This window comes from Bradyrhizobium centrosematis (genome assembly GCF_045571495.1).
Classification (GTDB): domain Bacteria; phylum Pseudomonadota; class Alphaproteobacteria; order Rhizobiales; family Xanthobacteraceae; genus Bradyrhizobium; species Bradyrhizobium centrosematis.
In genome coordinates, this window is sequence record NZ_CP120703.1 from 7,551,414 (window position 1) to 7,568,894 (window position 17,481).

The 17,481-nt window shown below is 64.9% G+C and carries 13 protein-coding genes; 12 read left to right on the forward strand and 1 reads right to left on the reverse strand.

The window, feature by feature from the left end:
- The first annotated feature begins 34 nt into the window (after nucleotides 1-34).
- Both P6U31_RS35550 and P6U31_RS35555 read left to right on the forward strand, forming a co-directional pair.
- Nucleotides 35-1,270, forward strand: a complete 1,236-nt coding sequence (locus P6U31_RS35550; RefSeq protein WP_407186246.1) for an LLM class flavin-dependent oxidoreductase — start codon at nucleotides 35-37, stop codon at nucleotides 1,268-1,270.
- A gap of 143 nt (nucleotides 1,271-1,413) precedes the next feature.
- Nucleotides 1,414-2,790, forward strand: coding sequence for a cytochrome P450 (locus tag P6U31_RS35555; RefSeq protein ID WP_407186247.1), 1,377 nt, complete (start codon nucleotides 1,414-1,416; stop codon nucleotides 2,788-2,790).
- Nucleotides 2,791-2,917: 127 nt separating this feature from the next.
- Here the strand turns inward: P6U31_RS35555 and P6U31_RS35560 are convergent, their stop codons facing one another.
- Nucleotides 2,918-3,757, reverse strand: coding sequence for an SDR family NAD(P)-dependent oxidoreductase (locus P6U31_RS35560; RefSeq protein WP_407186248.1), 840 nt, complete (start codon nucleotides 3,755-3,757; stop codon nucleotides 2,918-2,920).
- Between the two features lie 179 nt (nucleotides 3,758-3,936).
- Here P6U31_RS35560 and P6U31_RS35565 point away from each other — a divergent pair, with 179 nt between their 5' ends.
- The 10 genes from P6U31_RS35565 to P6U31_RS35610 all read left to right on the forward strand — a co-directional run bounded on the left by P6U31_RS35565 (nucleotide 3,937) and on the right by P6U31_RS35610 (nucleotide 17,312).
- Nucleotides 3,937-4,902 (forward strand): sensor histidine kinase, encoded by a 966-nt coding sequence (locus P6U31_RS35565; RefSeq protein ID WP_407186249.1) that lies wholly within the window; start codon nucleotides 3,937-3,939, stop codon nucleotides 4,900-4,902.
- A gap of 431 nt (nucleotides 4,903-5,333) precedes the next feature.
- Nucleotides 5,334-7,070, forward strand: coding sequence for a putative bifunctional diguanylate cyclase/phosphodiesterase (locus P6U31_RS35570; protein WP_407190048.1), 1,737 nt, complete (start codon nucleotides 5,334-5,336; stop codon nucleotides 7,068-7,070).
- 98 nt (nucleotides 7,071-7,168) lie between these two features.
- Entirely contained in the window at nucleotides 7,169-8,611 is a 1,443-nt protein-coding gene (locus tag P6U31_RS35575) for a sigma-54 interaction domain-containing protein (protein WP_407186250.1), read from the forward strand.
- 196 nt (nucleotides 8,612-8,807) lie between these two features.
- Nucleotides 8,808-10,118 (forward strand): MFS transporter, encoded by a 1,311-nt coding sequence (locus P6U31_RS35580; RefSeq protein ID WP_407186251.1) that lies wholly within the window; start codon nucleotides 8,808-8,810, stop codon nucleotides 10,116-10,118.
- 97 nt (nucleotides 10,119-10,215) lie between these two features.
- Complete coding sequence (locus tag P6U31_RS35585; protein ID WP_407186252.1) at nucleotides 10,216-12,243, forward strand: acyl CoA:acetate/3-ketoacid CoA transferase; 2,028 nt, start codon at nucleotides 10,216-10,218, stop codon at nucleotides 12,241-12,243.
- 106 nt (nucleotides 12,244-12,349) lie between these two features.
- Nucleotides 12,350-13,534 carry a substrate-binding domain-containing protein gene (locus tag P6U31_RS35590; RefSeq protein WP_407186253.1) on the forward strand — a complete coding sequence of 395 codons (1,185 nt, stop codon included), beginning with the start codon at nucleotides 12,350-12,352 and terminating at the stop codon, nucleotides 13,532-13,534.
- 181 nt (nucleotides 13,535-13,715) lie between these two features.
- Nucleotides 13,716-14,504, forward strand: coding sequence for an ABC transporter ATP-binding protein (locus P6U31_RS35595; protein ID WP_407186254.1), 789 nt, complete (start codon nucleotides 13,716-13,718; stop codon nucleotides 14,502-14,504).
- The gene (locus P6U31_RS35600) at nucleotides 14,501-15,223 is read left to right on the forward strand and encodes an ABC transporter ATP-binding protein (RefSeq protein WP_407186255.1); all 723 of its coding nucleotides are present in this window, start codon (nucleotides 14,501-14,503) and stop codon (nucleotides 15,221-15,223) included. Before P6U31_RS35595 ends, P6U31_RS35600 begins: the two co-directional genes overlap by 4 nt.
- Nucleotides 15,220-16,230, forward strand: a complete 1,011-nt coding sequence (locus P6U31_RS35605) for a branched-chain amino acid ABC transporter permease (RefSeq protein WP_407186256.1) — start codon at nucleotides 15,220-15,222, stop codon at nucleotides 16,228-16,230. The genes P6U31_RS35600 and P6U31_RS35605 overlap by 4 nt, the downstream gene beginning before the upstream one ends.
- Nucleotides 16,227-17,312 (forward strand): branched-chain amino acid ABC transporter permease, encoded by a 1,086-nt coding sequence (locus P6U31_RS35610; RefSeq protein ID WP_407186257.1) that lies wholly within the window; start codon nucleotides 16,227-16,229, stop codon nucleotides 17,310-17,312. The genes P6U31_RS35605 and P6U31_RS35610 overlap by 4 nt, the downstream gene beginning before the upstream one ends.
- Nucleotides 17,313-17,481 lie beyond the last annotated feature (169 nt).

The following is a 17,481-nucleotide window of genomic DNA, read 5'->3' on the forward strand; positions in this document are numbered from 1 at the left end:
TCAACAAGCAGAAAATCGAAGCCGGAGAAACACCATGGCGCGCCTGAAGTTCGGAGCCTTCCTTGCCCCGCATCACCCGATCGGGGAGCATCCGATGCTCCAGTTCCGGCGCGACCTGGATCTCGTCGAGCAGCTCGATGCGCTCGGCTATGACGAGTTCTGGTGCGGCGAGCACCATTCGTCAGGCTGGGAGATGATCGCCTCGCCCGAGATGTTCCTGGCCGCCGCCGGCGAGCGCACCAAGCGGATCAAGCTCGGCACCGGCGTGGTGTCGCTGCCCTATCACCATCCCTTCAACGTCGCCCAGCGCATGGTGCAGCTCGACCACATGACCGGCGGCCGCGCCATCTTCGGCTCCGGCCCCGGCGCGCTCGCCTCCGACGCGCATACGCTCGGCATCGACCCGATGACGCAGCGCGACCGCCAGGACGAGGCGATCGGTATCATCCGCCGGCTCTTCAACGGCGAGCGCGTTACCGCCAAGAGCGACTGGTTCACCATGAACGACGCCGCGCTGCAGATCCTGCCCCTGCAGGAGGAGATGCCGTTCGTGGTGGCCTCGCAGATCTCGCCGTCGGGCATGACGCTCGCCGGCAAGTACGGCATCGGCATCATCTCGCTGGGCTCGATGACGACGCAGGGCCTGATGTCGCTGCAGCAGCAATGGCAGTTCGCCGAGGATGCAGCGAAGAAGCACGGCACGAAGGTCGACCGCGCCGACTGGCGCGTGCTCTTGACCTTCCACATCGCCGAGACCCGCGAGCAGGCGCGCAAGGAGGCCGGCGCCGGGCTGATGCGCTGGCACAACGAATATAGTGTCGGCACGCTGCAGCGGCCGGGCCTCACTGCATTCTCCTCGCCGGATGAAGCCGTGGACAAGACCGCCTTCGTCGAAGGCGCGGCCTCCACCATCGGCACGCCCGACGATCTCGTCAGAACCATCAAGAACGTGATGCAGGTCTCCGGCGGCGTCGGCGCGATCATCGGCTTCGTGCATGACTGGGCCAATCCGGAAGCGACGCGCCGAAGCTGGGACATGGTGGCGCGCTACGTCGTGCCGGAGATCAACGGCTATATCGACGGCCTGCGGCGGTCGCAAAAATTCGTGATCGAAAACCGCGCGATCTTCGAGCGCGCGGGCCAGGCGGTGATGGCCAAGATCATGGAGAACGAGAAGGCCGCCGAGGCGCTGAAGGTGACGGGCCCCGGCCGCGTCGCCATCCCCGCCGTCAACGCCCCGGATCTGCAGAAGGAAGCGGCGAAGCGGTAGGTGCGATCGGCGCCACTTGGGTGCACCTCTCCCCGGCGGGGAGAGGTGCACCAGGCCGCGGCATTTTCGCACGCAGGAACGGCACATCGCGCGCGGCTGTGCTAAGCTGATCGGATCAGCCTTGCTCAACCGGAGCAATCGTCATGTCGATGCAGAATGTGGCCGCAACGGCGCCCGGCTTCACCGCGCCCAAACGCAACGCCCTGACGCACATTCCCGGCGACGAAGGCTGGCCGATCATCGGCAAGACCCTGCAGGTGCTGGCCGACCCCAAGGGCCATATCGAGGCGAACGGCGCCAAATATGGTCCGGTCTACCGCACCCATGTGTTCGGCGAGACCAACGTCGTGCTGCTCGGGCCCGAGGCCAACGAGCTTGTGATGTTCGACCAGCAAAAGCTGTTCTCCTCGACCCACGGCTGGAACAAGGTGCTCGGCCTGTTGTTTCCGCGCGGATTGATGCTGCTCGATTTCGACGAGCACCGGCTGCACCGCAAGACGCTGTCGGTCGCATTCAAGTCCGGGCCGATGAAATCCTATCTGGCCGATCTCGACCGCGGCATCGCCGCGCGCGTCGCGCAATGGAAGGCCCGGCAGGGCGAGATGCAGCTCTACCCGGCGATGAAGCAGCTTACGCTTGATCTCGCCGCGGCCTCGTTCCTCGGCGCCGATATCGGGCCGGAGGTCGACGAGATCAACCGCGCCTTCGTCGACATGGTCGCGGCCGCCGTGGCTCCGATCCGCCGCCCCCTGCCCGGCACCCAGATGGCGGCCGGCGTCAGAGGGCGCAGGCGCATCGTCGCCTATTTCCGCGAGCAGATCCCGCTGCGGCGCGGCAATCACGGCGGCGACGATCTGTTCTCGCAGCTCTGCCGCGCCACTCATGAGGATGGCGCGCTGCTGTCCGAGCAGGACATCATCGACCACATGAGCTTCTTGATGATGGCGGCGCACGACACGCTGACCTCGTCGCTGACCTCCTTCATCGGCGAGCTCGCCGCCAATCCGGACTGGCAGGACAGGCTGCGCGCGGAAGTTCTCGCGCTCGGGCTTGCGGCGGACGCGCCGAGCAGTTTCGACGATCTCGAGAAGATGCCGCTGTCGGAGATGGCGTTCAAGGAAGCGTTGCGGATCAAGCCGCCGGTGCCCTCGATGCCGCGCCGCGCGATGCGCGATTTCACCTTCAAGGGCTTTACGATTCCGGCCGGCACCGCGGTCGGCGTCAATCCGCTCTACACCCATCACATGAAGGACATCTGGCCGGAGCCGGATCGCTTCGATCCTTTGCGCTTCACCGAGGAGGCGCAACGGAACCGTCACCGCTTCGCCTTCGTTCCGTTCGGCGGCGGCGCCCATATGTGTCTCGGCCTGCACTTCGCCTACATGCAAGCGAAATGCTTCGCTCGGCACTTCCTGCAGAACCTCGAAGTGTCGCTGGAGCCGGGCTACAAGCCGGACTGGCAGATGTGGCCGATCCCAAAGCCGCGGGACGGGTTGCGGGTGAGGGTGAAGGCCATTTAGGCGCCGCACACCGTCGTTCCCAGGCGATGCAAAGCATCGAACCATGGTGCGCAATTGCTCACCTGAGAATCTCGAGATTCCGGGTTCGCACGTCGTGCGCCCCGGAATGACAGCAAATAGCTGTCCGCTACGCTCCTTGATCGAAGGCCTTGCGCAAGGCGACATAACCCTGCTGCTGCTGGCTCCAATTGCGGCCGCCGGTCATGGCGCCGTCGACGACGAGATCGTGGCCGTTGATGAAGCTGGATTCGTCGCTCGCGAGGAACACTGCGGCCTGGGCGATGTCGTCGGGCAGTCCGGCACGCGGGATCGGCTGCGCGGTCTTGTAGACCTCGCGCATCACCGCCGGCGTCTTCTCCGCGGCATCGGTCGAGAGCCCGAGCGCCTTGCCGAAAATGCCGGTCGCGATCGCACCGGGCGAGATCGCGTTGACGCGCACATTGGACTCGCCGAGCTCCATCGCCACGCATTTGGTGAGGTGGATCACCGCTGCCTTGGCCGCGCTGTACACCATTGAGGACGAGAACCCGGCGAGACGCCCGGCGATGCTGCCATTGTTGATGATGCTGCCGCTGCCCTGCTTCTTCATGTGGGGCGCGGCATGCTTCATGCCGAGCATGACGCTGCGCACCAGCGTTGCCATCGCCGCATCGAACCGCTCGACCTCGAGGCCCTCGATGCCGCCGGTCTGCGCCGGGCCGCCGGCGTTGTTGAACAGGCAGTCGATCCGGCCGAACTTGTCGACCGCGAGCGCGATCAGGGCCTGCATCTGCGCTTCGACCGTCACATCGGTCTGGCGGAAGATACAATTGGCGCCGAGCTGCTTCGCCAGCGCCTCGCCTTCCGGTACACGCCGGCCCGCGATCACAATTTTGGCACCTTCGGCAACGAAGACTTCCGCAGTGCGCAATCCGATCCCGCTCGTCGCTCCCGTGATCACTGCAACCTTGCCGTCCAGCCTACCCATGGAATGTTCCTGTTTTCGAACGATTTGATGCCAAATGGCGAATATCGGCCGCTGCCATCGCGGCGGCGACTACTATTCCTGCCTGTCTCCGCCAAGGCAAGCTATGCTTGCGCGGACGGGATGCGTAACATCCTGATGGGCCGCTCGATCTACGAACGCATATCGCAACTGGGCTGCGCATGGGGAAGCTGATCGACGAATTCCGCAGGGGTTGGCAGGGCACGGCGCCGCCATCGCTCGGCTTGAGCATCGCCTTTGCGGTGGCTTGCCTGCTGGTTTCGACCCTGGCGCGCTGGGCGCTCGCGCATGTGCGGCCCGACGTCTACTTCACGCCCTATTTTCCAGCCGTGTTCTTTGCCGCCGCGTTCGGTGGCTTCCGGATCGGGATCGTGACCGCGCTGGTCGGCGGCGTGCTCGGCGTCGTCGTGAATTTCGGCGATGCCTTTGCCGATCGCGCCCGGTTTGCCCTGCTCGCGCTCTATTGGGCGGTCTGCGCGCTCACCATTTGGGGTGTCGAGCACTATCGCACCCTGCTGGCGGAACAGCGTCGGATCGCCAAGCGCCTGACCGAGGAGGAAGAGTATCGCAAGCTGCTGGTCGACGAGCTGCAGCACCGGCTGAAGAACAAGCTGTCGACGGTGCATGCCGTGCTGCACCAGGTGCTGCACGACCAGCCGGCGGTCTGGGCCCGGGTCGATCCGCGGCTGCGCTCGCTGGCCGCAACCGACGATCTGATCTCGCGGATCGACAAGGCCGGCTGCGACATCCGCGATCTCCTGATCTCGGAGCTCGGGCCTTACGGCCATGTCCGCTTCACCCTCAATGGCGAGCGACTGTTCCTGCCGCCGAAGCTCGCGGTCACGCTATCGCTGATGTTTCACGAGCTCGCCACCAATGCGGGCAAGTACGGCGCATTCTCCGCGCCGCGTGGCCTGTTGCAGGTCTCATGGACCGTCAGCGACGATCGCCTCACCATAACCTGGGACGAGACCGAGGGGCCGAGCGTGGACGAGGTGTCCGAGCCCGGCTTCGGCACCAAGCTGCTGAAATCGGCACTGTCCGCCTTCGACGGCAGAACCGAGATCACGTATTTGAAGACCGGGCTGCATTGCATCATGCAGTGCCGCATCCCACGCAGCGAATAGGGCGTTGCAGCTCCACTTGCGGGTCGGGCAATCGCATATGGCCTTTTGCGTGATCTGACCGCACGCCTCGTCCTTCGAGACGACCGCCGCGCGGTCTCCTCAGGATGAGGCTAAGCGGCATCAGTACGCGTTGAACTAGCGCAAGGAAGTAGCGCAAGCACTCGGTCCTCATCCTGAGGGCCCGCCAAAGGCGGGCGTCTCGAAGGATGGTCACAGGCGAAAATCGCGCACACCCGCACTTTTTCGTCCGCGGTTTCTCGAGCGCCGTTGACCCTCTGTTAATGACGATCGTCGGCACGCGTCGCAACGTCGCAATTTTCCTCCAAAACACCCCCGTATTTCTCCTGACCCCTTAACCAGACTTAAGAGGGAACCGCGCAAGATCGCGTGCATTGCAAAAGCGCGCTGAAACAAGAAGATTCATGACTTCTATGAACGACAACGAATATTCCGGCGCGAACGAAGCCGAGCTCGGTTTTCTCAAGGAAATCGTTAGAATGCTGCCGACCGGCCTGACCGTGCAGGATGCGCACGGCGAGCTGCTGCTGGTCAACGATGCCGCGGCCGCGCAGCTCGGCATGGACGGCAGCCGCCCGTCACCCGATCTGGCACCGCGCCGCGAAGCTTGTCGCCGGGCCCTGAGCGCCGGCCAGGCCGTCGTCACCGAGGAGGCACTTCACGGCGGCGCCGCACGCCAGGTGCTGCTCACGACCCATCGTCCCGTTCGCCTCGCCGGGCGCGACCTGCTGATCTCGGCGTCCTCCGACATCACCGAGCAGAAGAATTTCGAGGACCAGCTGTTCCGCTCGGCCTATTTCGACGAGCTGACCGGATTGCCCTCGCGGCGCATGATCGAACATCGCGTCAACAGCCTGCTTGCGGACAATCGCGGCGGTGCGCGCTTCGCACTGGCCTTCCTTGACGTCGACAATTTCAAGCACATCAACGACTATTACGGCCACGCCGTCGGCGATGCGCTGCTTGTCGAGCTGTCGAAGCGGCTCGGACGCGACTTGCGCGATTCCGACATGCTGTCGCGCATCTCCGGCGACGAATTCCTGCTGCTGCTGTCGCCGGTCCAGAGCCAGGAGGAGGTCGCCGAATTCATGCAGTCGACGCTGGAGCGGCTGACGGCGCCGTTCTTCATCGACAATTCGGAAGTCTTCGCCTCCACCTCCGTCGGCGTCAGCCTCTATCCCGATCACGGAAGCAGCTTCGAGACGCTGCGTCAGAATGCCGACATCGCGATGTACCGCGTCAAGAACGACGGTAAGGGATCGGCGGCCTTCTTCGACGCCAGCATGGAGCGCGAGGCGCTCGCCCGCATGAAGATCGAGCAGTCGCTGCGGCTCGCGCTGCTGGAGAAGCGCTTCTGCTGCGCCTTTCAGTCCAAGGTCGACATCCGCACCCAGGCGGTGAAGGGCATCGAGGCATTGGTGCGCCTGCGCGACGACGAAGGCATGATCCAGGCGCCCGGCTCGTTCATCAATCTCGCCGGCGAGCTCGGCCTGATCGACGAGCTGACTCACCTCGTGCTGGCCGAGATCGTCAAGTCGATCGACCCGATCAACGAGATGTTCGGAGCGGAAGCCACCATCAGCATCAACGTCGCCGCCAAGCAGGCCGGCAATCCCGAATTCATGCGCAGCTTCGCGCGGGCGCTGGATGACACCGGCTTTCCGCAGCGCTTCATGATCGAGGTGACGGAAGACGCCTTCGTCGCCAAGAATCAATTCCAGACCGAGATCCTGCCGATGTTCCGCAAGGTCGGCGTCGGCATCTCGATCGACGATTTCGGTACCGGCTACTCCTCGCTCTCGGCGCTGGCCGACATCACCGCGGACGAGATCAAGATCGACCGCTCCTTCATCACCGACATTCATAAGCGCCCGCGCAGCCAGGGCATCCTGCGCGCGATCGAATCCTTGAGCGAAGCGCTCGGCATGACCGTGATCGCCGAAGGCCTCGAATCCTACGAGGAGCTCGCCTATCTCCAGGCGGCGACCAAGATCCGCTACGCCCAGGGCTATTACTTCTCCCCTCCGATCTTCCTGGAGGAGCTGAAGCTCGCAACCCCGCTGTCCAGCGAATCGCGGGCAAGCGTCGCAAGCCGCCCGCACCAGCAGAACCGCCAAGGCTATTCGCGCGCGAGCGGGTACCGGCGGTAGGAACGGCAGCGATTGCCGAGCTGGCTTCAGCCCCATTTCCCCCTTTGAAATTGCTGGCCTTTTGCTAATACACGGGCGGACCTCCCACGAGGTATGTCATGTCCACCTCTTCCGCCTCGATCAGCGACCCCGCTTACCTTCGTGCGCGCGCGATGGAGACGCTGTTCGAACGGCTGGAAAAGCTCTGCGAGGGCGCGATCGCGATCGACCGCCGCGGGCGCGTCGTCTACGTCAACGAAAAATACCTTGCGTCCCTTGGCCTCAAGCGCACCGATGAGGCGATCGGGCGGCCGATCGAGGAGGTCATCCCCAACAGCCTGATGCGGAAGGTGGCCGAGACCGGCGAGCCGATCCTGCTCGATATCATGGAGCTCGGCGGCGAACAGCTCGTCGTCACGCGCATGCCGATCGAGGACGAGAACGGGGTGGTGATCGGCGCGATCGGCTTCGTGCTCTACGATCACCTCGAAAGCCTGAAGCCGCTGCTCGCCCGCGTCGCCCAGCTCGAGAGCGATCTGCGGTTGGCGCGGCGGCAATTGTCGAACGCGCGCGCGGCGCGCTTCACCTTCGCCGACTTCGTCGGCACCACGCCCGGCATCGCGCAGGCCAAGGCGCTGGCAAGCCGCGCCGCGCGGCAGAACGTCACCGTGCTGCTCACCGGCGAGACCGGAACCGGCAAGGAGATGCTGGCGCAGGCGATCCACAACGCGTCGTCGCGCGCGGAGAAGCCGTTCGTCAGCGTCAACGTGGCCGCCATTCCCGACACGCTGATCGAGTCGGAGTTCTTCGGCACCGCGCCCGGCGCCTATACGGGCGCCGACCGCAGGGGCCGCGAGGGCAAATTCCGCCTCGCCGACGGCGGCACGCTGTTCCTGGACGAGATCGGCGAGATGCCGCTGCAATTGCAGGCCAAGCTGCTGCGCGTGCTGCAGGAGCGCGAGATCGAGCCGCTCGGCTCGGACAAGATCTCCAAGGTCGACGTGCGCGTGGTCGCGGCAACCAATGTGGATTTGCGCAAGCGCGTCAGCGACGGCGCATTTCGGCCCGACCTCTATTATCGGCTGAACGTGCTCTCGATCGACCTGCCGCCGCTGCGCCATTGCCTGGAGGATCTTCCCGAGATCAGCGCCCGGCTGCTCGAGGACATCAGCGCCTCCGGCGACTACGCCAAGGCGAAGATCACGCCGAGCGCGCTCGCCGCGCTCGCGCGTTACGACTGGCCCGGCAACGTCCGCGAGCTCCGCAACATCCTGGAGCGGGCGCTGATCCTCAGCGATTCCGGCCGGCTGACCGGCGAGGATTTCGCGCGCATTCTCCCCGTCGGCAACGAGGTCAGGCCCGCAGCATCCGAGCGGCCGGCCGGCGCCGTCGTTCCCTACGCTGAAGCCGAGGCCGAATTCGAGAAGCACACGCTCGAACAGGCGCTCGCCGCCAGCAACGGACAGATCACCGAAGCCGCCAGGATGCTGCGGATCTCGCGCGCGACCTTCTACAAGAAGCTCGCCAAGTTCGGCCTCGCTTCGGGGCCGGCCTCCGTCTGAGTTTCGAGACACGCGCCTGTCTGGAGTCTCGGATTCCGGACACGGTGTCGTGCGGCTCGCTCCGCCCACAACGGCGGAAATTGCCGTGCTTTCAGCCAATTTGCGCAAACAGCCCGCATCTGGCGCGGACCTTGCTCTTCGCTTTGCACAATGACGCATGCTGCACATGCGCATTCTCAAAACCAGGGAGGACGCAATGAGTGAAGCGATCTCGGTCCATCAGCTTCAGGCGAGACAGCCCTCGCACGTCACGGTCGCCACCGCGAGCCTGATCGGCACGGCGATCGAGTGGTACGACTTCTTCCTCTACGGCACCGCTGCGGCGCTGATCTTCAACAAGCTGTTCTTTCCGACCTTCGATCCCATGATGGGAACGCTGCTGGCATTCGCGACCTATGCGCTCGGCTTCATCGCGCGCCCGCTCGGCGGCGTCGTGTTCGGTCACTACGGCGACAAGATCGGCCGCAAGACCATGCTCTATCTGACGCTGCTGATCATGGGTGCGGCGACCGCGGCGATCGGCTTCCTGCCGACCTACGAGACCGCCGGCATCTGGGCCGCGATCCTGCTCGTGGCCTGCCGGCTGATCCAGGGCTTTGGCCTGGGAGGCGAATGGGGCGGCGCCGTGCTGATGGCGGTCGAACATGCGCCCGCGGACAAGAAGGGTTTTTACGGCAGCTGGCCGCAGCTCGGGGCACCGCTTGGCCTCGTGCTCGGCACGCTGGTGTTCTCGGTGGTCTCGGCGATGCTGACCGACGCGCAGCTCTATGCCTGGGGCTGGCGCATCCCGTTCCTGTTCTCGATCGCGCTGGTGCTGGTCGGCCTGTGGATCCGCTTCACCATCGCGGAATCGCCGGAGTTCAAGAGGGTCAAGGACACCAAGCAGGACGTGAAGATGCCGATCCTCGAGGCGATCAGGATGTACCCGAAGAACATCCTGCTGGCGATGGGCGCGCGCTTCGCCGAGAACGGCTTCTTCTACATCTACGCCACCTTCGTGCTCGCCTATGCGACGCAGTCGCTCGGCATGAACAAGCAGGACATGCTCAATGGCGTCCTGATCGGCGCGGCGATCGAGACCTTCACCATTCCCGCCTTCGGCGCGCTCTCCGACCGCCTCGGGCGGCGGCCGATCTACATCTTCGGCGCGGTGTTCTCGGCGCTGATGTCGTTCCCGTTGTTCATGCTGCTGGCGACCAAGAACCCGCAATATGCCTGGATCGCGATCGTGCTGGGTCTCGCCGTCGGCCACGCCGCGATGTACGGGCCGCAGGCGAGCTTCCTGTCGGAGCTGTTCGGCACCAAGGTGCGCTATAGCGGCGTCTCGCTCGGCTACAATCTCGCCTCGATCTTCGCCGGCGCGCTGTCGCCGCTGATAGCGACGGGATTGATGACGGCCTATGCGCCGGCAACCTGGCCGATCTCGCTCTACATGATCGCGCTGGCGCTGATCACCGTCGTGTCGGTCTATTTCGCCACCGAGACACGCAAGATAGTGCAGTCCTGATGCTCCTTGTCGCGGGGAGCGACCTATTCCAGGCCTGCTCCCCGCGATAAGATCAACGACAACGACGGCATGCGGTCGAGGGAACGGGAGGAACGCCGTGAGCCAGCATCCAGCTCTGCCTTACCTGCGCAATTCCGAGAAGGGCAAGGTCGTCTCGGCGAATGAAGCCGTCATGCTGATCCGCGACGGCGACACGGTGGCGACCGGCGGCTTCGTCGGCATCGGCTTTGCCGAGGAGATCGCGATTGCGCTGGAGGAGCTCTATCTCTCCAACGAGGGCGATGCGCCCTACACGCAGGGCAAGCCGCGCAACCTGACGCTGGTCTATGCCGCGGGCCAGGGCGACGGCAAGCAGCGCGGCCTCAACCATTTCGCGCATGAGGGGCTGGTCCGGCGCGTGATCGGCGGCCATTGGGGCCTTGCGCCGAAATTGCAGCAGCTCGCGATCGCGAATCAGATCGAAGCCTACAACCTGCCGCAGGGCGTCATCACGCACCTGTTCCGTGACATCGCGGCGCACCGGCCCGGCCATGTCACGCGCGTCGGCATGGGCACCTTCGTCGATCCCCGGCAAGGCGGCGGCAAGCTGAACGCGCGCACCACCGAAGATCTGGTGGAGCTGATCACGATTCGCGGCGAAGAGTGCCTGCTCTACAAGACGTTTCCAATCGATGTCGGGATCATCCGCGCCACCACCGGCGATCCCGACGGCAATCTCACCATGGAGAAGGAGGCGCTGACGCTGGAAGCGCTGGCCATCGCCATGGCCGCGCATAATTCCGGCGGCATCGTCATCGCCCAGGTCGAGCGTGTCGCCGAGGCCGGCAGCCTCAATCCGCGCCAGGTCAAGATCCCCGGCATTCTCGTCGACTGCGTGGTTGTGGCAAAGCCGGAAAATCACTGGCAGACTTTCGGCACGCCCTACAATCCGGCCTTCTCGAGCGAGATCCGCGTCCGTGCCGCCTCGCTGCCGGTGATGCCGGTCAGCGAGCGCAAGATCATCGCGCGGCGCGCCGCGCTCGAATTGAAGGCCAACAGCGTCGTCAATCTCGGCATCGGCATGCCCGAGGGCATCGCCTCGGTCGCGAACGAAGAGCGGATCATCGACCTCATCACGCTGACCGCGGAGCCCGGCGTGATCGGCGGCATCCCCGCGAGCGGCATCGATTTCGGCGCGGCGATCAACACGCAGGCGGTGATCGACCAGCCCTACCAATTCGACTTCTACGACGGCGGCGGTCTGGACGCCGCCTTCCTCGGCCTCGCCCAGGTCGATCGCGCCGGCAACCTCAATGTCAGCAAGTTCGGGCCGAAGCTCGCAGGCGCGGGCGGCTTCATCAATATCAGCCAGAACGCCAAGGAAGTCGTCTTCGTCGGCACGTTCGGCGCCGGCAAGCAGCGGATCGCAGTGAAGGATGGCAAGCTCGTCATTCTCGACGAGGCCAAGTCGCGCAAATTCGTCGACAGCGTCGAGCACGTCACCTTCAGCGGCCCGTTTGCCGCCGCGCGCAAGCAGCGCACGCTATACGTCACCGAGCGCTGCGTGTTCGAGCTCAGGGCGGGCGGGCTCGAGCTCACCGAGGTCGCGCCCGGTATCGACGTCGAGCGCGACATCCTGCGCCTGATGGATTTCAAGCCTCTGATCCCGCGCGACCCGGCGTTGATGGACGATCGCATCTTCCGCGAGGGTCTGATGGACCTGCGCGAGCGCCTGCTCACGATCCCGCTCGACCAGCGCTTCACGCTGGACGAGCAGCAGAACCTGTTCTTCGTCAACCTCGAACGCTACCCGCTGCGCAGCAAGGCCGAGATCGACACCATCGCTGCGATCGTCGAGGCCAGGCTCGCGCCGCTCGGCCGCCGGGTCTATGCCATCGTCAACTATGACAATTTTTCCATCCTGCCGGAGCTGATGGACGATTATTCGGCCATGGTGCGCAGCCTGGTCGACCGCTTCTATTCCGGCGTGTCGCGCTACACCACGTCGGGCTTCCTGCGCATCAAGCTCGGCGAAGCCCTGGAGCGACGCGGCGTCGCGCCGCATATTTTCGAGAGCGCCGAGGAGGCGCAGTCCGATCGGCGCCGGGCCGAAGGCGGCGGCAATGCGCGGCTCGCCCGGAAATGATGCATGTTCGAAAGTCCGGCACGCTCGGCCGTAAGGTTCAATTGCAATATTTGTAGTGTTGTGCAAATCGCTGTTGCCGAAAGGCATTCAATCAGGAGGGACCATCGTGCGTCGATCACTCATCATAACAACAACCCTTCTCGCGCTCGCCGCGGGCGCCTCCGCACGAGCCGACGATCTCAAGGTCGCGCTGATCTACGGCAAGACCGGCCCGCTCGAGGCCTACGCCAAGCAGACCGAGACCGGTCTGAAAATGGGCTTTGAATACGCCACCAAGGGCACGATGGCCCTCGACGGACGCAAGATCGTCATCATCACCAAGGACGACCAGGGCAAGCCGGACCTTGCGAAAGCCGCGCTCGCCGAAGCCTACCAGGACGACAAGGCCGACATCGCCATCGGCACGACCTCGTCGGCGGCGGCGCTCGCAATTCTCCCCGTCGCCGAGGAGAACAAGAAGATCCTGATCGTCGAGCCCGCCGTCGCGGACCAGATTACCGGCGAGAAATGGAATCGCTATATCTTCCGCACCGCGCGCAACTCGTCGCAGGACGCGATCTCGAATGCGGTCGCGATCGGCAAGCAGGGCGTCACCGTCGCAACCCTGGCGCAGGACTATGCGTTCGGCCGCGATGGCGTCGCCGCCTTCAAGGAGGCGCTCGCCAAGACCGGCGCGACGCTCGCCGCGGAAGAATATGCTCCGACCTCGACCACCGACTTCACCGCGGTCGGTCAGCGCCTGTTCGACGCGCTGAAGGACAAGCCGGGCCGCAAGGTGATCTGGGTGATCTGGGCCGGCGCCGGCAATCCACTGGCCAAGCTCCAGGACATGGACCCGAAGCGCTACGGCATCGAGCTCTCCACCGGCGGCAACATTTTGCCCGCGCTCGCCGCCTATAAGGGCCTGCCCGGCATGGAAGGCGCGACCTATTATTTCTACGAGATCCCGAAGAACCCGGTGAACGACTGGCTGGTCGCCGAGCACCAGAAGCGCTTCAACGCGCCGCCGGACTTCTTCACCGCGGGCGGCTTTGCTGCTGCGATATCCGTCGTCGCCGCCGTCACCAAGGCGAAGTCGACCGACACCGAGAAGCTGATCACGGCGATGGAGGGCATGGAGTTCGACACGCCCAAGGGCAAGATGGTGTTCCGGAAAGAAGACCATCAGGCGCTGCAGAGCATGTATCACTTCAAGGTCAAGGTCGATCCGAACGTCGCCTGGGCCGTGCTCGAGCCGGTGCGCGAGCTGAAGATCGAGGACATGGACGTTCCGGTCAAGAACAAGCGGTAGATGCCTCTTCACCTCTCCCGCTTGCGGGAGAGGTCGGCGCGAAGCGCCGGGTGAGGGCTTTCTCCTCTTGTAGGCTCTCGCCTGCGGAGGCAACCCTCTCCCCGACCCTCCCCCGCAAGCGGGGGAGGGAGCGCAGGGTGACCTGCGGATCTCTCTCGTTTCATCATTTGCCAGACGTTCAATGACTCTCACCCTCGAAACCCGCGACCTCACCATCCGCTTCGGCGGTCATGTCGCGGTCAACAACGTCTCCTGCACGTTCCGTCCGGGCGAGCTCACCGCGATCGTCGGACCGAATGGCGCCGGCAAGACCACTTATTTCAACCTGATCTCGGGCCAGTTGCGCGCCTCCAGCGGCAGCATCCTGTTCGACGGCACCGACATCACCCAGCATTCCGCGCCGATGCGGACGCGTGCGGGCCTCGGGCGCGCGTTCCAGCTGACGAACCTGTTTCCGAACCTCACCGTGGAAGAGAACGTCCGCCTCGCGGTGCAGGCGGCGAACGGCACGCATTACGACATGCTGCGGCCCTGGATGGTGCGCCGCGACCTGATCGCGCGCGCCGACGCCATCCTCGACCAGGTCGCGCTTGGCAGCCGCCGCGGCGTCGCCGCGACCGTGCTGTCGCATGGCGACCAGCGCAAGCTCGAGGTCGCCCTGATGATCGCGCTCGAACCCAAGGTCTTCATGTTCGACGAGCCGACCGCAGGCATGAGCATCGACGAGGTGCCGGTCGTGCTGAACCTGATCGCCCAGCTCAAGCAGGACAAGAGCAAGATCATCCTTCTGGTCGAGCACAAGATGGACGTGGTGCGCTCGCTCGCCGACCGCATCATCGTCCTGCATAACGGCCAGCTCGTCGCCGACGGCGCTCCTGCCGAGGTGATCGCCTCGCCGATCGTGCAGGAGGCTTATCTCGGCGTCGCGCCCAAGAACACTGCAGGGAACGCTGCAGGGAGTGCCGCATGACCGACCTGCTCAAGCTCTCCGGCGTGCACACCCATATCGGGCGCTACCACATCCTGCAGGGCATCGACCTCGCGGTCCCGCAAGGACAGACCACGATGCTGCTCGGCCGCAACGGCGCCGGCAAGACCACGACGCTGCGCACCATCATGGGCCTGTGGCAGGCTTCGAGCGGTGAGATCAGCCTTGACGGGACGCGCATCGAGAGCCGCGCCACGCCCGACATCGCACGGCTCGGCGTCGGCTATGTACCGGAGAGCATGGCCGTGTTCTCCGATCTTACCGTGAAGGAGAACCTCGTGCTGGCGGCGCGGAACGCTGCGATGGACGACAAGCAGCTGGAATGGATCTTCGGCTTCTTCCCCGCGCTGCGCCGGTTCTGGCTGTCGCACGCGGGAAGCCTCTCCGGCGGGCAAAAACAGATGCTGTCGATTGCGCGCGCCATCATCGAGCCGCGCAAGCTGCTCCTGATCGACGAGCCGACCAAGGGTCTGGCGCCGGCCATCGTCATGGCGCTGATCGAGTGCCTGAAGGAGATCAAGCGCAGGGGCGCGACCATTCTTCTGGTCGAGCAGAATTTCTTCGCCGCCCGCGAGCTCGGCGACAACGTGCTGGTGATGGACAACGGCACTATTGTCCATCGCGGCGAGATGGCAGCGCTCGCCGCCGACGTGCCGCTGCAGGAGCGGCTGCTTGGCCTGAGCCTGGAGGCGCATCAGTGACTGAGCTTGCCGCAACCGATCCCCTGCCGAAGCCGAAGCGCGACCTCGCGCCGATCCTGCTGCCGGTCGCGCTCGCGCTTGTCATGATCCCGCTGATCGGCTCGACCTCCTCCTGGCTGACCTTGACCGCCGCCAGTCTTGCCATGGGCATGATGATCTTCATCATGGCCTCGGGCCTTACGCTGGTGTTCGGCCTGATGGACGTGCTCAATTTCGGCCATGGCGCCTTCATCGCGGTCGGCGCCTATGTCGCGATGCTGGTGCTGGCGCCGTTTGCGGCCTCCGTTCAGGCCGATTCGCTCTGGATGAACCTCGCGGTGCTGGCGCCGGCCGCGCTGCTCTCGATGGCGGTGTCGGGCGCGCTCGGCCTCGTCGTCGAGCGGGTGCTGATCCTCCCCGTCTACGGCCAGCATCTGAAGCAGATCCTGATGACGACCGGCGGCCTGATCGTCGCCGAGCAGACGCTCTATGCGCTGTGGGGGCCGCAGATCATCCCGATGCCGCTGCCGGCCTCGCTGCGCGGCTCCTTCATCCTCGGGGACGTCGCGATCGCCAAATACCGCGTGCTGGCGATGCTGATCGGGCTTGCCGTCTTCATCGCGATCCAGCTCGTGCTCAACCGCACCAAGCTGGGCCTCTTGATCCGCGCCGGCGTCGAGAACCGCGAGATGGTCGAGGCGCTCGGCTATCGCATCCGCCGCCTGTTCCTCGGTGTGTTCATGACAGGATCGGCGCTGGCCGGCCTCGGCGGCGTGATGTGGGCGCTCTATCGCGAGCAGGTCCACGCTTCCATGAGCGACGACCTCACCGTGCTGATCTTCATCGTCGTCATCATCGGCGGCCTGGGGTCGATCGGCGGCTGCTTCATCGGCGCGATCCTCGTCGCCATGGTTGCCAATTACGGCGGCTTCCTGGTGCCGAAACTCGCCCTCGTCTCCAACATCCTATTGATGGTCGCCATTCTGATGTGGCGGCCGCGCGGCCTCTATGCGGTGACCAGCCGATGATGATCCTCTCAGGCGATCCGCCACGCAGTCGCATCCTCACGCTCGTTCTCGTCGTCATCATCCTGGCGCTGGCGGCGACGCCGTTCCTGTTTCCGGGCGCCAAGGCGCTGAACGTCGCGGCCAAGATCTGCGTCTTTGCCGCGCTGGTCGCCTCCTACGACCTCCTGCTCGGCTATACCGGCTCGGTGTCGTTCGCCCACACCATGTTCTACGGCATCGGCAGCTACGCCATCGCCATCGCGCTGTACGGCATGGGCCCGAATTGGGCCGCGGTCGCGACCGGCATCGTCGTCGGCCTGCCGCTGGCAGCCCTGCTCGCGCTTGCGATCGGCCTGTTCTCGCTGCGCGTCGCCGCGATCTTCTTTGCCATGATTACGCTCGCGGTCGCCTCCGCCTTCCAGGTGCTGGCCTCGCAGCTCTCCTGGCTGACCGGCGGTGAAGACGGGCGCAGCTTCCAACTGCCCGAGCTGCTGCGGCCCGGCACGGTGCTGGTCTCCAAGAGCCTGTTCGGCTTCGAGATCAACGGCCGCATCCTGACCTTCTACCTGGTGTTCTCCATCTCCGCCCTGATGATCCTCGCTCTGCTGCGGGTTGTGAACTCGCCGTTCGGCCGCGTGCTGCAGGCGATCCGCGAGAACCGCTTTCGCGCCGAGGCGCTCGGCTTCCGCACCGTGTTCCACCTGACCTATGCCAACTGCCTCGCCGCCCTCGTCGCCGCCAGCGCCGGCATCCTGAACGCGCTGTGGCTGCGCTATGCCGGTCCCGACACCTCGCTCAGCTTCTCGATCATGCTCGACATCCTGCTGATGGTCGTGATCGGCGGCATGGGCACGATCTACGGCGCGATCATCGGCGCTACCATTTTCATCCTCGCGCAGAACTATCTGCAGTCGCTGATGGGCGTCGCCTCCAAGGCCGCATCGGAAGCTGGCCTGCCGCTGCTGCCGGGGCTGCTGCATCCCGACCGCTGGCTGCTGTGGCTTGGGCTTTTGTTCATCGCCAGCGTCTACTTCTTCCCGACCGGCGTGGTCGGACGGCTGCGCAATCCCGCCGGCAACAAGAGCGCCGGCAGCTCGCATTAAGCCCGGGTTAACGATGCAGCGCAGCGATTGCCGCTCGCGCCGCACAACCGCGGCGCGATACCCGCTCCGCTGCATGCGGGCGCCGTCGCGCAACTGGATTAAGCCTTGGGTAACTGGCTTTCCTAAGGTTTAGGCCATTTGTGCGGTGTATTCGTGTTCCTCCAGGGAG